Here is a 13032-nt window from a genome sequence, read left to right as displayed (position 1 = left end):
CGACAAAAAACGGCTCTACATCATAAAAAGGGGGACGATCGACATTCGCTAGACTTGTTTTTGCGAAGAACCTGTCTAACGGAAGCAATGCCGATGTCCCCAATCGATTCTATCCTAGGGATCCCTGGGCTGGTGGTCCAGGCTGTCAAACGAACAAAGGATATTCATGTATGGGCGCGGCCGCGTAAGCGGCCCGCCTGCTTGCATTGCGCAGGCAACCAAGTGCGCATCAAGGCGACTCATCAACGCACGCTCAAGCACACGCGACAGGGCAATAAGCTGGTCGTGCTGCACCTGCGCGTTCCCAAGTACCACTGCACCGACTGCAACCGGTATTTTCGCCACCGTTTCGCCGGGATTCTGCCCCGGCTACGTTCGACCGAGACGTATCGGTTGGAGGTCTTTGAGGCCCACGAGGGTGGCGTGAGTCAGCGCAAGCTGACCCATACGCACCGCGTCGGTAGTGCGACGGTGGAGCGCTGGTATCAGTCGTTCATCAAGCGACGCGTGTCGGAGCTCTCTGGGCGCAGCTGCCCGCAGGTGCTTGGGATTGATGAACACTTCTTCACTCGCAAACGCGGTTACGCCACCACGCTGGTCGACCTGAAGAATCACAAAGTATTCGATGTCGTGTTGGGCCGCTCAGAGGCGAGTTTGCGCAGCTATTTGAAACGCTTGCCGGGTAAGGAGAATGTGCGGGTGATCGTGATGGATCTGTCCGAGACGTATCGCCGGATCGCTCAGCAGTACTTCCCCAATGCCATCATCGTGGCTGACCGTTTCCATGTCGTGCGCCTGGTGAACCAGCACTTCCTGAAGCTGTGGCAGCAGTATGACCCCCAGGGTCGCAAGAACCGGGGGTTGCTCAGCCTGATGCGCCGTCACCATTGGAAGCTGACCGCCATGCAGAAGGAGAATCTGCATCAGTACTTGGCTCAGGAGCCGGTGCTGCGGGCGCTGTACTTCGCCAAGCAGCAGTTAAATGGATTCTTGGTGATGAAGAGCTTGAAAAGAAAGAGGGCTCAAAAGATGATGCCCCAATTCCTGGCGTTGATTGAGCAGTTTGAGCAGAGCCCGGCCAGGGCGCTGGCCGCCACATTAAAATCATGGCTCGAACCCATCGTCAGGATGTGGCGATTCACCAAGTCCAACGGCATTACTGAAGGCTTCCACACCAAGATGGAAATGCTCTCACGCCGTGCGTATGGGGTCAGGAACTTTGAGAATTACCGCATGAGAGTCTTGGCTCAGTGCGGGTGGAGCGGTGTGATCAACCGTGTCTAGTGAATGCGCATCCCCCGCTTATGGGGTAGAGCCTAGATTTTGCGGAGCAGGCCCAAAACTGCGGAGCAAAGAAAAAGCGGCTCACATTGCTGTGAGCCGCTTAAATCTTGGTGGCGCATCCCTGATTCGAACAGGGGACCTGCGGATTATGATTCAGTTTGATGGCAACGCATTGATGGAGCTTTGTCTTTTCAATCAAACAGTTAGGTCATCCGTCAACCGCTATGCATGCGCTATGTTTTGCTATGCGGTTGACGCTTGGTTGACACGTTAAATGGCGTCTAAATCTGATGCCTTTCTTGGATCATTTTAGATTAGAGCAAATAATAACTCTAAGATTTATTTTTACTTTCAATGTCGCTTTCTGCATGCTTAATCCTAGTCTCTAAATCTTTTTTTATGGAAGACACAGTAACTTTTAGCCGAGTGTTTGTTCCACTAAGTTTGCCGAGTAAGTTGGCATCGCTCCGCGCAGAAGCGCCACGAATTCCAGAAGAAGACAGCAGATGATTCCAGCCAAACTGGTTCGGAATTTTGCTTAGCTCATCAAGTAAGCCCTGTGCTACGCACGCTTTCGTTTGGGGACTGTCCAGTTTGGAAAACAATTCTTCTACGCGCTTGTTCCAGTCAACAAGCGCGTCTACTTTTTGTTCTGCCTCTCCGGCAGCTTTAGTGCTGCTGGGTACGGTTTGGGAGGAAATTTCATTTGCAATTCTATCGAGTTTGTTTAAGAGTTCATCAACTCTACCAAAAACCCCTTTTCTTTTTTCTATATTTACTCGATCACAGTACTGTGTCTTGGTACGAAAAAGCACCTCCAAGTTCGCTGACTCAGCCAGTAAGGCAACATCACGAGTTAAATGAGCAACCGACTCTCGAAAATCCCCATAAGCACCAAGAAAAACCGCTCCTGCACATCCAACTACTCGCAACTTGGTAATTAGGCTGCCAGTTTCGAAGATCACCTCTATCTGAACGTCATCACCAAGCAAAAACTTAGCCCGTTCCTCAAAAAAAGGCAGTAATTGATTTTTTAACTTCTCACGTGCATCTGCTGTGTGATAGCGATCAATGTTTAAGTGAGTGTATGCCTCACATAATATCTCTTTGCTAATATATCTAGCCATTAATTATTCTCTAAAGTTATGCGACAAAATTATGATTGAGATAAAGAAAACACTGATATATACGATTCGACTATAACTCAGCTATTTGGGAGCAATGCCCTTACCATCTGTGTATATGAGCATGTGTTTATACATCCAAATGAAACTTTTTGCATCTTTGGCCATGCCGTTTGTTGCAGTCCACGCTCACCGCTTGGCAGGGTTTCAGGGTCAAAAGCCCCTGCAACCCTACCAACAGCGTGCCTTATCCGAGGTGCGTCAAGGATTCGCTACGCCGCGTACTCACCCGGTCCCGGCAAGCCGGGCTGCGGCTTCCGTGCCCGTCCTTGACATGGCGCACGCAGTCTAGGTAAGTTGCTCTGTTATGTTCTCTCCGACGACAGACAATGCAAGACACGTTACGTCTGCGCCGCTTCAGCCTGAATACACAGGGACGAGACTTCGCGGTTGGCGACATTCACGGCTGTTTCAGCAAGCTGGATACTGCGCTGCGCAAGATACGGTTTTCACCGGTGCATGACCGGCTGTTCGCCGTTGGTGATCTGGTAGACCGAGGGCCTGAGTCAGCCCTGGTGCTGGAATGGCTTGCGCAACCTTGGTTTTATTCAGTCTGTGGCAATCATGACCTGATGACATGGCGCAGGGCATTGGGTGATCCACTGCCAGATATTGACCATGCCGCACATGGCGGGAAATGGCTCGACAGCCTAGACGAGCTGATGCAGCAGCGTATTGCACAAAGCCTGCGTGAACTGCCCTTGGCGATTGAAGTAGACACAGCAAATGGGCCAGTGGGCATCATCCATGCCGACTTCCCATATGACGACTGGCGGGCCTTATACGAGCACCGCTTCAGCGCCGAGGACGAAGATACCTGCCTTTGGTCTATCGACCGCTACCGCACTGGATACAAGCAGCCTGTCCGCAGTGTTCGCGCCATCGTGCATGGTCACATGACCGTGAGCAAGATGGCGCAGTTGGGTAACGTGTATTTCATCGACACCGGTGGATGGCGCGATGACGGCAAGTTCACGCTGTTGAACTTGCAGACCTTGAAGGCCGTCAGTTAGAACGGATGCTGGGCATCCCTTTGTTCTCCGAGCTGAACTCCTGGCGCACCTGTGCCTCTTTAGCATTCACGCAATTTACTGTGCTGTCGAGTTTGCCAGGGTTATTCACGCATTCTTCGATTTTCGCTGCGCGTTCAGTCGGGTTGTCGATGTAGTACTGCACATCATGCTCTTTTTCCGAGCTGCATGCTGACAGTACAGTGATGGCGGCAATCCCAACAAACAGTTTGAGCTTCATAGTTCCTCCAAACAAGAACGGAAAAACCATAGCCCGCTCATCAACATCGTGCAACCCATGAATTTCTGTACTCCGTAGACTACAGCACCGAAATATTAGCGATTTCACGTACTCGTGAATACCCTCAAAACACCCACTGCATCGGGCATATCAAAGCAATTCATCGCCAACAAGCGGGACATACACCCATTCTCTGTCTTCCTTTACTTGATCGCGTGGGTATTCAGAAGCTGCCAGTAACACTTGCATGGCGTAAGGCGGCCGAAGCGTAGCAGACAGCCGATCACCCGGCTGGCAGACGTAAGCATGCTGATCCAACGAGTCTACGTGTTGCTTACTGCTGATTTGCTTGACCCGCACCGCTACATGGGTAGGTTGACTTGTCTTTTTTCTCATATTTCAGAAAGCCTATTAGCGATTTCACGTACTCAACTTACAGCGGATCGCCCGGTACGCGCTGCACTTGAAGCACCAACAGGATTTCACTGCTTGATTGCTCATACCCGGTAGTATGCAGGAACCGTGGCAAGAAACTCAGGCCGTCCCTGGTGTTGGTGTCCTTACTCTCGGTTAAACCACCAAGCACGATCACATCACCATCCTGCATGCCGACCTTCGTTTTAAGTTCCCGCTTGGTCAGCGTGGGCGAATTATTGACGCCGGTTGTCGTCTTCACGAAGTTGGAGAGCTGTTGCGTGATATCTAGGTCGATGATGCCTTCCTTCACCACTGGCCGGATGTCGAAGATGACGCCGGAGCTGCGATACTCGACCGACTGCACGGCTTGACCTGCACCTTGCGGATAGGACAAAGCGCCCAGCACAGGCACATCCTGGCCGACCGAGAAGATACCTTGTGATCCTGACTGGATGCGCAGCGCAGGCGACGACACCACCTTGAAGCGGCTATCGCTCGACAGCATGGAATAGACGGCATCCAGGCTCGTGTTCTTGATCTGAATGAAGTTGCCGAGGTTCGTGGCTGTGGAGCCAATGCCGATGCCGACATGGCCACCCAGCAGGTTTGCCAGCAGACCAAAGGCTGATCCTTGCCGGTCGGTGTTACTGACCTCATAGACCAACCCACGCACGGCGACCTCTCCAATGCGTCTATCCACCTGTGGCAGAAATTCACGTAAGCGAGCGATTTCTTCCTCAGCACCGGCAAACACCAGCACATCGGAAGATTGGTCAATCAGCGATGCCGCCGACGAGATTGGTACGTCACCCTTGGGGCTAGCTTCCGGCGTGGCCCTGACGCTGCGATTGGTGACAAACGAACCCTTGAACAGCGGAGCCAAGGTGCGCGACAGGTACGACACTTCGCGGTACTGTGGCTGGTAGATGTAGATGTGCTCGGCCTGGATAGGTGGCTCACCCTCGACACGCTTGCGCACAAAGTCCACACCTGATTTGCGCTCGACCATGTAGCCCAGGCTGTCCAGGAAGTACTGCATGAACAGCGACAGCTTGCCCTGGTTGTCCTTGTAGCGGAACGACACCAACCGCTCGTCTTCCAGCACGTCCGGAGCCAGGACATAGGGTGTAGTCGTGGCTTCGCGGTAGATGAGCTGCACAACTTCGGAAATGCTTGCCCCTTGCAGGTCGAGATTGACCGCCTTGGCGTGAGCGGTGCCAGCCAGGGCCAGAGACAGAATGGATACCAGGATACGCAGTTTCATTTATTGGCCTTTGGAAGTGGGTTTGCTGCCGCTCCAGGCGGTGATGCGTTCGCCATCGACCTCACCGATCATGACGGCACCGCTATTCTGGAAGTTGGAAGGATGTTCAAGCCGCATACGGCCATCGGTGGACTGGATAACGGCATAGGCATTCTTGCCTGCCTGCATGGTGCCGATCAGTCGCCAGGACGTGGACATGGCTTGCCTGGGTTGAGCGCGCGCTGCTGGTGCGGATGCGGGTAACGCTGAGTTTGTCTTGGAATCGACGTAAGCCGTTGATGTGGCTGCATTGTCGGTTTCTGGCTTGCTGCCGAAGAAGCCCATCAATGTGTATACGCTGACGCTGAACAGGCCGATGATCAAGACGGCCAGAATCCAGAGCTTGGGGCTTTTCAGAACGTTCTGACGGTCATCGACTTGCAGTTCCTTGCCTGCACCGCCGGTGTAACTACTGTAGAGCGGGAAAATTTGGGGGTCATATCTTTTGTTCTGAACAGCAACACGGGTTTTCTTGTTCAGGTTGTAGCCTTCCCACATTTCAACGCGGTAAGTCTTGTTCCAGCCGAGGGTTTTGATCTTAGTGGTTCTAAATGTGACTTCTACAATAACTTTTAGGGGTTTAGTCAAGTCAGAAATGTCCTGCACCATCAACACTAAATCGCAGCAAACTTTTGTTTGAGGGTGAATGTAATGGCGATGCTCTCGGAAAAAAATCTTGTGTTCTTTAAGTAACCTTCCGTCCCCAGCCCCCCAAAATCTCCATGCCTCGTCAATGCAGATAAGGTCACCTGGCTGGCAAAAAGTATCGACGTCCTCGCCATAAGGGAAAAAGTCGCTTTTTTCAACATCCTCGTTCTTACAATGAACAACTGATCCCAGACGTTCCGGTGGAACAGCATACTTTTCCTGGCAATAAGCCCGAATTGCATCATTGTCGATACCGTCCACATTCGTAATCACTCGGCGACCAGCCTTAACGGCAGGCACAATGGCAGAGGACACGCACTCATAGCTTTTTCCTGATCCCATCAGCCCCGTGTAAACAGTAATAGCCATGATTTATCCAATGATCGGCATACGCCGAATAATGAATCGCGTGGCATAGGCCGACACCACCATAGCGATACCAGCATGTATCTGGAACACGTCCAGGAAATACCATGTGGCGGCACCGATGCCGGACAGCGCATCATCCACGGCCCCGGTTCCGGGCAGCAGCGCCACGATGAAGCCGACGAATTCCGAGGTGATGAAGTACAGCGCGAAGAACAGTACGAACTTGACTAGGAGGGAACGGAATACCCAGGCCAGGATGCTGTTCAGTGCAGAAAGAAGAATTCCAAACATGGTGACCTCACGCAGACAAGACGGTGAACAGCGCGATCAGCGCCCAGGCCAGCAGCATGGCGGCCTGGATGATGGCTTTGTTGTCGTCGATTAGGGCACAGTGGGCATCGAGCACATGCGTTCCATACAGCTCGATGGTCGGGCGTGGGCATTCGCCGGTATGTGACGATGGCGAGTAACCCCGCAGGTCGGGCATCATGTCCAGAATGGGCTGTGCGATTTGCTGCGCCGTGGGGATAGCTTCCAGCGTCGGGGCACCGATGCCTGGGTCCGGTCCAAGATTGGTGACTGGATTCTCCGCGCCGGGATTACTTGCGTTGCTATTCGGATTGGCTGGCGTTGGTTGTGATGCCGTAGGGTTTGAAGGCAACGCCCAAGGATTCGGCCTGTCATTCGTAACTGGGTTTGGAGAAACGAAATCTCGCACTGTAGGCGCAAGCTCTGGATTGGCTTGGACCCAGGGCGCAACATCCTCTGCGGTCAAAGGATTTGATTGTGGGTATGGCAAGCCGTCATAGCCCGGCTCAGATGCAGCTTGCTGCCATGCGCGATTGGCAAGACCAGCCAGCAAAGCGGGATTCAATGGCTGCGCAAGTACTTCTTCGGGTAAAGCTTCGATAGCTTCTTGTGGCGTCAAACCGTCTCGGTCATCCACGATATTTTCAGCAGGGAATGTGTAGCCTGTGCATCCTAGATCGGCTGCAAAGAATGTCCCTTTCGCGCACTGATTAGGAGGCCCGTTCATGTCGAGCACCGCACCTTGTAGTTCACAGAATATGTTTGTCGCTGAGTGTGCGCTACATTGAATGTTCGGGTCTGGCGTTTCCCCCAGAACAGATTTACGACTGAAATATGCCTGTTTTGCCATTGCATAGCCGTCACCTCCCCATGCCTCATGCGAGGTGTAGCGATCAGTCCAAACAGTTGCCCGCCATGCAGGAACACCGGGAGTAATGCCCGATGAAGGATCACGTTCACCAGCCATATCGCTGGATTGGTCAATCAAACCATCATCGCGGAAGAACCAGTTCACCAACGCATCAAGGCCCAAACTAACTGCATAAGTGACAACGGCCCCAATGCCTGCTGCAATAGCTACTGTTGCCCAAGCAGGAGCTGTCACAGCCCCCACCGTTACCACTGCTGCGGTACTGCCTGCTACCGTAGATAGTCCTGGGGTGGCCCTCGCAACCGTGTTCATGAAACGATGATCGTTTGCAGCAAAGCCGCGCCGCTGCATGCCTTGCTGCAATGTGCCTGATATTGCGCGTGTGACGCGTTCAGGCTCTGGTATAGGCGTCGGGAGTGCTTGGGAAAAGACGGGCTGAAAAGAAATCAGCAGCCAGACAAAAAAAACGATCATGAAGCGGTATAGGCTCATTACTCCAATCCTTTGATCAATGCACAAGCACACGCAATGCCCCAGGCAAAGATGACGAGATACCAAAGCTGAGTAATCACGATTTGCAAGCTCCAAAGAGGTGGATGCTCAGGCAGGATGGCCAGTCCTGCCCGAGTCAGTCATGTGACCGGATCAACCGCCACGAATCCAGCGAAGCGCCATACGTGCGGCGGTCATGGTGGCGTAGATCGTTGCCAGCACACCGGCCACAGCCATCACCGCTGTAATGACATCCGAAGCGCTGAATGCGCCCGTGATCGCGGTTAGGTCGATGCTGCCTGCCTCCTGGGCCATGACGGCACCCGATGCCAGCGTCAGTGCGGTAGCGCCCACAGCAGCGGCCACCGGCTTGAGGTTGAATTTCAGCTTCTTCATGTGAAGTTCCTTTTCTTGAGAATTGGGCAAGAAACCGCCTGCCTGTCGGATTTACCTAACCCCTGCGGATCAGGTTCAATACGGTGCCAACACCGCGCCCCAGCAGGAAGAACAGCACTACCACCGAAAGCCCCAGGCTGAATACCTGGGCGACATCGGCAGTGTTCAGTATCGGAATCGGGTTGCCTGCGGTTTCCAGCGTTTCGCGTTCGATGGCGATTTGCTGGCGATGTTGCACAGGGCAATCCGCCCCGGCTTCGATGCTGATGTCGCAGTACTGGAGATAGATGCGTGTCATGGTTCAAGCCTGGATGCACGGCACATAGATCAGGATGACCACGCCCCGGCCATCCAAGTGATCCTGCACGGCCTCGACGGCGCTTTCCGGTGCCTGGAACGGGTCTGCTGCTGTCAGGGCTATCACGTTGATGACGCCACCTTCGCCATCAGCGGCCAGAAATGAGCCGTCTTCGGTGCTCTGCACCAGATAGCGAGGAACGCACCACATGGTCAGGCCGCCTTCGTGGGCTTCGCCAGCTCGACAGGCTGCAAGCTGGTGATGACGGTCTTTTGCGTCTTGCCGTTGGTGACGATTTCCAGTTCCGCCTCTGCCACCAACGGGAACGGCAGATGCTTGAGCTTGTGGAACTCCTCCGAAGTGCCGTAGTTGTATTCCACGGTGGCAAAGCCCTTGCCCATGCCTTTGCTGTCGTCCAGGTCGGTCTGGACGTAAATCTTGGTGCTGTCGTATTCCTGGCCGCTTTCCAGCTTGCCCTTGGAGCCTTTGACGCCAGCGATGGTGATACGGGTATTGAATTTCATGATGTCGATTCCTTGTCCGGCGTCGGTTAAGCCGCCACGCTGGCCGGTTCAGCGGGCTTCAATATGCGTTGGATGCCCTGTTTCAACAGAGCGTTGGGAACGGTGCGCAGGCTGCGCGGTAGCTCGCGGGCTGCATGCTTTTCGATCAGGTCGCCAATCCAGGCCATGCCCTCCAGGCCCGCATCAAATGCGCGGGTCAGATGTACCAGGGATGGGGCGACGGTGGTTTCAAGCCAGCGCAATTTGCGCTTGACCACGGCATCGGTGGTTACGTCTTCCAGCTTGGGCTTGGTCTTGATGCGGATGGCCTCGGATACGTCCAGCAGCTCCTGCATGTAGGGATGCGCGCCCGCAAAGTAGGTGTCCGGTTCGATCAGGCATTCCAGCGGCAGGATGCGATCCTGTGACCAGTAGCGCAGCTCAATGCGCCACCAGGACGATTCCATGTCTTTGTAGGCGTGGCCCTTGTCGTAGGCATTGACCAGCTTTGCACCGCGTCGGCCCACGTAGTAACTGCGTGAGTGTCCGGCATCCCAATAGCCATCGGTGCGCCCCTGGGGCCGTCTGCCGTGGTAATCGAAACCACCATTCATGCAGGCTTCACGGACACCTTCGACGCCGCCACATCCACCCTCGAAGAAGTCCAGGGCAATGTCTATGCGAGACAACCGGGCATTGAGCGGCACCAGGAAGTCATACATGGCCTGACGCCAGCCCGCTTTGGCGAACGTGCAGCCGCTGCCGTTGAGCATGATTAGATAGGTATCGCGCTGGTATACGCCGCCACCAGACACGCTACCGACTTCCTCCCCCTCATCGTTCAGGATGCGCAGGGTGCTGTCGTAGTAGTTGCGGCCTGGGCGCAGGTCGCCCACCTGAAAGCCAGTGATCGCGGCCACTTTCTTGGCCAGGATCGCCATGACCTGGACTTCGGTGACGAACTCACCTTCATGGTGTTCGTTACTCAGCGTCCAGAACAGGGAATTGAACAGATCGGTTCCCTTGATCGTGGTCGATAACCAATCCACCGAGCAGCGGTCTTTGCTGGTGGCTTGCGCCTGGGCCAAGGTCATTTTGACGCGACGGCCTTCAAGTACCAGCTTTTCGTCTTTGGTCAGGCGGTGCGTCATTGCTTCACCTCCATACCTGCGGCTTCGCCGTTTCTCCCCGTTTTACTCGGGGGGGTGCCGCTGCCGGCTGTCGCCCCGCGGCTGTCCTCGCGGAGCTGCGGGCAGGCGCGGGGCGACAGCGGTTCGGAGCGTGCAGCCGCCATGTGCAATGTGGAGCCGCTGCCAGTCAGTCGGGCGTAATGCACCATGCCCTTGTTGAGCAGTTCGGGCCAGAAGTCGAGCTGAGTGCGCTTGGGTTTGACGGTGCGGGGTTTCATGTCGATTTCCCCATGCTGATGAGCAGACGGGCGCGGTCACGCAGTTGCTGGGTCAACAGGAACATGCCTTCATAGATGGCATGGGCCTCGGGCATTCTGTTGGCGTCGGTCAGTTGGTTGCGCAGCGTGGCGAGCGTGCGTAAATGCTCGGCATCGGTGGTGACCAGGTGGGCAATGGGACTCATCACAGTGCGAACTCCGCTGCCCGTTCTGCGGCCTTGATGCGGATGGCTTCCACGTTGATGAACACCCGTTTGCCGACTTTGATCGTGGGCCAATAGCCACGATTGCACTGCGCCTGGAAGACCGAGTGTTCGATCCCCATTGCCTGGGAAAAAGCAGCCGGTGTCATCAATGGCATTGCCATTGCTATGGCTAAGCGATTCGACAAAGGTAAACTGTCCATCATGCCCTCTTGGCTTTTTTGTCCGTCTTAGACATTGAGTTGGTCAAGGACGAAATTTCAATTACCATCCATCCTTGTTGGAAAATTTATCCAACAAGGAAATTATCAGTAGGTTTACTGCCCATGTCAAGCTCGACTATTGATGATCGTGTTGTGCTGCTGATCAAAGATCAGATGGCTCGCAAGGAAGCTGTCAAAGCGCGCGAGGTGAAGACCTCGCTGCTGGAGAAGCTATTGCCCGGAGGGAATCACGTTGAGGAGACGCTAAGCGTCTTGCATGGAGGGCGTGGATTCTGGAAGGCATTGGCCGAAGGCACTGGTATTTCTGCTGATCGCTGGCGCAAGGTGTTTGAGCGGAAGCAGCGACCGACAACAGACATCCTGGCGGCGATAGGGACGCGATGGCCGCAGCATGCGTTCTGGGTCATGACCGGTATCACGGATGCCGTCAATGGTCATATCGCACCAACGACAGCGACGACATATCCAGAGCGTGCACATGTCAGCGACCAGCCTTCTACGGACTACTTTCGTGCGTCCATTGCTTTGAATGAGCAACTGTTCAGCGATGACCACATAAAGCAGATCAAGTTTGAAGATCCGATAGACCTGATCGAGCGCACGCGTCCCTTTGCTCACTATTGGGAAGGGTCAATTGCTAACACCGCCTATGCACACTCAAGCACAGAGTCGTATCACATTCTGATGGAGCTATGGCAGCAGCGCGAAACGCAGCGTGAACGCCATAAAAAATTGATTACGCAGCAGAAACCACCTACAGAGACCGGACATCCCATTCTGGGTGAAGATCCACGGACATCACACCAGAGTAAGTTTTATCTTTTCTACGAACCAAGGCATGACGATACGAAGGACTGAATCAGGTTGGCTGGTCGATATACAGCCAGGAGGACGAGGAGCCAAACGACTACGCAAGACGTTTCGCACTCAGGCAGAAGCCAAGAATTGGGAAGTGTGGGTCAAGTCGAACGCCAACAATCAGGCCGACTGGATGCCCGAGAAAAAAGACTTGCGGCGTTTGGATGAACTGGCCGTCATCTGGTTTGACCATCACGGCAAAGAGCTTCGTGCAGCAGAAGATACCTACAAGCGGATCAAGGCTGCCATCGTCGCACTGAAAAATCCCATTGCCAGCGAATTCAATGCACAGGTTTTCGCGGCTTTCCGTAGCCAGCGCCTGGATGCTGGTATCTCCCTGAACACCGTGAACCGCGAGCATGCATACATGCGAGCCATGTTCAATGAGCTGATCCGGCTTGGTGTCTGGAAACGGGACAATCCGCTGAAAGACCTGCGCCAGTTCAAGGTGCAAGAAAATGAGCTGTCCTATCTGACCAAGGAGCAGATCGCGTTGCTGCTGGTCGAGCTGAGGAAATCGACCAATCCGCATGTGGATTTGGTGTCACGGATTTGCCTTGGTACGGGTGCTCGTTGGAGCGAAGCAGAGCAGCTACGGCCTCAGCAGGTACGACAAAGACTGATCCAGTTTGCCCGTACCAAGACAGGCAAGGCGCGAGCGGTTCCGATTAGCCAGGACATGCAGGATGAGATTTTTACCCATCATGCCGAGCATAGGAATATGGGGGCAATTTTCACCGGCTGTACTGGGGCGTTCAAGGAGGCCATTGAGCGCTCTGGTATTCAGTTGCCGATGGGGCAGCTTACCCATGTTCTGCGTCACACCTTTGCCAGCCATTTCATGATCAATGGCGGCAATATTTTGACTTTGCAGCGTATTTTGGGGCATCAGGATTTGAAGACCACCATGCGATATGCACACCTTGCTCCTGATCATTTGGACTCCGCTCGGCAGCTTAATCCGCTAGCATTTCGACTCTGAACCGAAGGCTGAGTGTCCGTATTCTACCCATG

At 54.1% G+C, this 13032-nt stretch carries 18 protein-coding genes; 4 read left to right on the top strand and 14 right to left on the bottom strand.

Annotated features, from left to right (window positions below; all coding sequences use genetic code 11):
• Window positions 1–87: 87 nt before the first annotated feature.
• Entirely contained in the window at window positions 88–1284 is a 1197-nt protein-coding gene (locus CPY64_RS05225; RefSeq protein ID WP_317905993.1) for an ISL3 family transposase, read from the top strand.
• Window positions 1285–1616: 332 nt separating this feature from the next.
• Here the strand turns inward: CPY64_RS05225 and CPY64_RS05220 are convergent, their stop codons facing one another.
• Window positions 1617–2411 carry a hypothetical protein gene (locus CPY64_RS05220; protein WP_042487350.1) on the bottom strand — a complete coding sequence of 265 codons (795 nt, stop codon included), beginning with the start codon at window positions 2409–2411 and terminating at the stop codon, window positions 1617–1619.
• Between the two features lie 386 nt (window positions 2412–2797).
• On the opposite strand from CPY64_RS05220, the gene CPY64_RS05215 reads away from it, so the two are divergent.
• A complete protein-coding gene (locus CPY64_RS05215; protein WP_042487353.1) occupies window positions 2798–3481 on the top strand; it encodes a metallophosphoesterase in 684 nt (227 codons plus the stop codon).
• Here CPY64_RS05215 and CPY64_RS05210 read toward each other — a convergent pair.
• From CPY64_RS05210 to CPY64_RS05150, 13 genes are all read right to left on the bottom strand, one after another.
• A complete protein-coding gene (locus CPY64_RS05210; RefSeq protein ID WP_042487357.1) occupies window positions 3474–3719 on the bottom strand; it encodes an EexN family lipoprotein in 246 nt (81 codons plus the stop codon). The two genes, CPY64_RS05215 and CPY64_RS05210, sit on opposite strands and share 8 nt — an antisense overlap.
• Window positions 3720–4152: 433 nt before the next feature.
• The gene (locus CPY64_RS18930; RefSeq protein ID WP_042487359.1) at window positions 4153–5400 is read right to left on the bottom strand and encodes a type II secretion system protein GspD; all 1248 of its coding nucleotides are present in this window, start codon (window positions 5398–5400) and stop codon (window positions 4153–4155) included.
• Window positions 5401–6456, bottom strand: a complete 1056-nt coding sequence (locus tag CPY64_RS05200) for a zonular occludens toxin domain-containing protein (RefSeq protein WP_042487362.1) — start codon at window positions 6454–6456, stop codon at window positions 5401–5403.
• Between the two features lie 3 nt (window positions 6457–6459).
• Window positions 6460–6747 (bottom strand): DUF2523 family protein, encoded by a 288-nt coding sequence (locus CPY64_RS05195; protein ID WP_042487365.1) that lies wholly within the window; start codon window positions 6745–6747, stop codon window positions 6460–6462.
• A 7-nt stretch (window positions 6748–6754) separates the two neighbouring features.
• Window positions 6755–8128, bottom strand: coding sequence for a hypothetical protein (locus CPY64_RS05190; protein WP_042487368.1), 1374 nt, complete (start codon window positions 8126–8128; stop codon window positions 6755–6757).
• A gap of 153 nt (window positions 8129–8281) precedes the next feature.
• Window positions 8282–8524: a hypothetical protein gene (locus CPY64_RS05185; protein ID WP_042487371.1), complete on the bottom strand. Its 243-nt coding sequence runs from the start codon at window positions 8522–8524 to the stop codon at window positions 8282–8284.
• A gap of 55 nt (window positions 8525–8579) precedes the next feature.
• Window positions 8580–8822 carry a hypothetical protein gene (locus tag CPY64_RS05180; RefSeq protein WP_042487374.1) on the bottom strand — a complete coding sequence of 81 codons (243 nt, stop codon included), beginning with the start codon at window positions 8820–8822 and terminating at the stop codon, window positions 8580–8582.
• A gap of 3 nt (window positions 8823–8825) precedes the next feature.
• Complete coding sequence (locus tag CPY64_RS05175) at window positions 8826–9032, bottom strand: hypothetical protein (protein ID WP_042487377.1); 207 nt, start codon at window positions 9030–9032, stop codon at window positions 8826–8828.
• A 2-nt stretch (window positions 9033–9034) separates the two neighbouring features.
• Window positions 9035–9346: a hypothetical protein gene (locus CPY64_RS05170; protein ID WP_042487380.1), complete on the bottom strand. Its 312-nt coding sequence runs from the start codon at window positions 9344–9346 to the stop codon at window positions 9035–9037.
• 26 nt (window positions 9347–9372) lie between these two features.
• Window positions 9373–10476 carry a replication initiation factor domain-containing protein gene (locus CPY64_RS05165; protein ID WP_052363000.1) on the bottom strand — a complete coding sequence of 368 codons (1104 nt, stop codon included), beginning with the start codon at window positions 10474–10476 and terminating at the stop codon, window positions 9373–9375.
• Complete coding sequence (locus tag CPY64_RS05160; protein ID WP_042487383.1) at window positions 10473–10733, bottom strand: hypothetical protein; 261 nt, start codon at window positions 10731–10733, stop codon at window positions 10473–10475. Before CPY64_RS05160 ends, CPY64_RS05165 begins: the two co-directional genes overlap by 4 nt.
• Complete coding sequence (locus tag CPY64_RS05155; protein ID WP_042487385.1) at window positions 10730–10918, bottom strand: hypothetical protein; 189 nt, start codon at window positions 10916–10918, stop codon at window positions 10730–10732. Before CPY64_RS05155 ends, CPY64_RS05160 begins: the two co-directional genes overlap by 4 nt.
• Window positions 10918–11100, bottom strand: coding sequence for a hypothetical protein (locus CPY64_RS05150; RefSeq protein ID WP_123794716.1), 183 nt, complete (start codon window positions 11098–11100; stop codon window positions 10918–10920). The genes CPY64_RS05155 and CPY64_RS05150 overlap by 1 nt, the downstream gene beginning before the upstream one ends.
• A gap of 162 nt (window positions 11101–11262) precedes the next feature.
• Here CPY64_RS05150 and CPY64_RS05145 point away from each other — a divergent pair, with 162 nt between their 5' ends.
• Both CPY64_RS05145 and CPY64_RS05140 read left to right on the top strand, forming a co-directional pair.
• Window positions 11263–12018 (top strand): hypothetical protein, encoded by a 756-nt coding sequence (locus CPY64_RS05145; RefSeq protein WP_042487388.1) that lies wholly within the window; start codon window positions 11263–11265, stop codon window positions 12016–12018.
• Window positions 11999–13000: a phage integrase gene (locus CPY64_RS05140; protein ID WP_042487393.1), complete on the top strand. Its 1002-nt coding sequence runs from the start codon at window positions 11999–12001 to the stop codon at window positions 12998–13000. Before CPY64_RS05145 ends, CPY64_RS05140 begins: the two co-directional genes overlap by 20 nt.
• Window positions 13001–13032: the final 32 nt, after the last annotated feature.

The organism is Alcaligenes faecalis, from assembly GCF_002443155.1.
Taxonomy (GTDB): Bacteria; Pseudomonadota; Gammaproteobacteria; order Burkholderiales; family Burkholderiaceae_B; genus Alcaligenes; species Alcaligenes faecalis.
This window is presented reverse-complemented; position numbering and strand designations above follow the sequence as displayed.

Excerpts from the sequence above, each read along its gene's own strand:
- CPY64_RS05195 (WP_042487365.1), bottom strand. The coding sequence starts at position 6,747 with ATGTTTGGAATTCTTCTTTCTGCACTGAACAGCATCCTGGCCTGGGTA.
- CPY64_RS05140 (WP_042487393.1), top strand. The coding sequence starts at position 11,999 with ATGACGATACGAAGGACTGAATCAGGTTGGCTGGTCGATATACAGCCA.
- CPY64_RS05215 (WP_042487353.1), top strand. The coding sequence starts at position 2,798 with ATGCAAGACACGTTACGTCTGCGCCGCTTCAGCCTGAATACACAGGGA.
- CPY64_RS05175 (WP_042487377.1), bottom strand. The coding sequence starts at position 9,032 with ATGTGGTGCGTTCCTCGCTATCTGGTGCAGAGCACCGAAGACGGCTCA.
- CPY64_RS05220 (WP_042487350.1), bottom strand. The coding sequence starts at position 2,411 with ATGGCTAGATATATTAGCAAAGAGATATTATGTGAGGCATACACTCAC.
- CPY64_RS05145 (WP_042487388.1), top strand. The coding sequence starts at position 11,263 with ATGTCAAGCTCGACTATTGATGATCGTGTTGTGCTGCTGATCAAAGAT.
- CPY64_RS05165 (WP_052363000.1), bottom strand. The coding sequence starts at position 10,476 with ATGACGCACCGCCTGACCAAAGACGAAAAGCTGGTACTTGAAGGCCGT.
- CPY64_RS05150 (WP_123794716.1), bottom strand. The coding sequence starts at position 11,100 with ATGGCAATGCCATTGATGACACCGGCTGCTTTTTCCCAGGCAATGGGG.
- CPY64_RS05200 (WP_042487362.1), bottom strand. The coding sequence starts at position 6,456 with ATGGCTATTACTGTTTACACGGGGCTGATGGGATCAGGAAAAAGCTAT.
- CPY64_RS05210 (WP_042487357.1), bottom strand. The coding sequence starts at position 3,719 with ATGAAGCTCAAACTGTTTGTTGGGATTGCCGCCATCACTGTACTGTCA.
- CPY64_RS05185 (WP_042487371.1), bottom strand. The coding sequence starts at position 8,524 with ATGAAGAAGCTGAAATTCAACCTCAAGCCGGTGGCCGCTGCTGTGGGC.
- CPY64_RS05160 (WP_042487383.1), bottom strand. The coding sequence starts at position 10,733 with ATGAAACCCCGCACCGTCAAACCCAAGCGCACTCAGCTCGACTTCTGG.
- CPY64_RS05190 (WP_042487368.1), bottom strand. The coding sequence starts at position 8,128 with ATGAGCCTATACCGCTTCATGATCGTTTTTTTTGTCTGGCTGCTGATT.
- CPY64_RS05180 (WP_042487374.1), bottom strand. The coding sequence starts at position 8,822 with ATGACACGCATCTATCTCCAGTACTGCGACATCAGCATCGAAGCCGGG.
- CPY64_RS05155 (WP_042487385.1), bottom strand. The coding sequence starts at position 10,918 with ATGAGTCCCATTGCCCACCTGGTCACCACCGATGCCGAGCATTTACGC.
- CPY64_RS05225 (WP_317905993.1), top strand. The coding sequence starts at position 88 with ATGCCGATGTCCCCAATCGATTCTATCCTAGGGATCCCTGGGCTGGTG.
- CPY64_RS05170 (WP_042487380.1), bottom strand. The coding sequence starts at position 9,346 with ATGAAATTCAATACCCGTATCACCATCGCTGGCGTCAAAGGCTCCAAG.
- CPY64_RS18930 (WP_042487359.1), bottom strand. The coding sequence starts at position 5,400 with ATGAAACTGCGTATCCTGGTATCCATTCTGTCTCTGGCCCTGGCTGGC.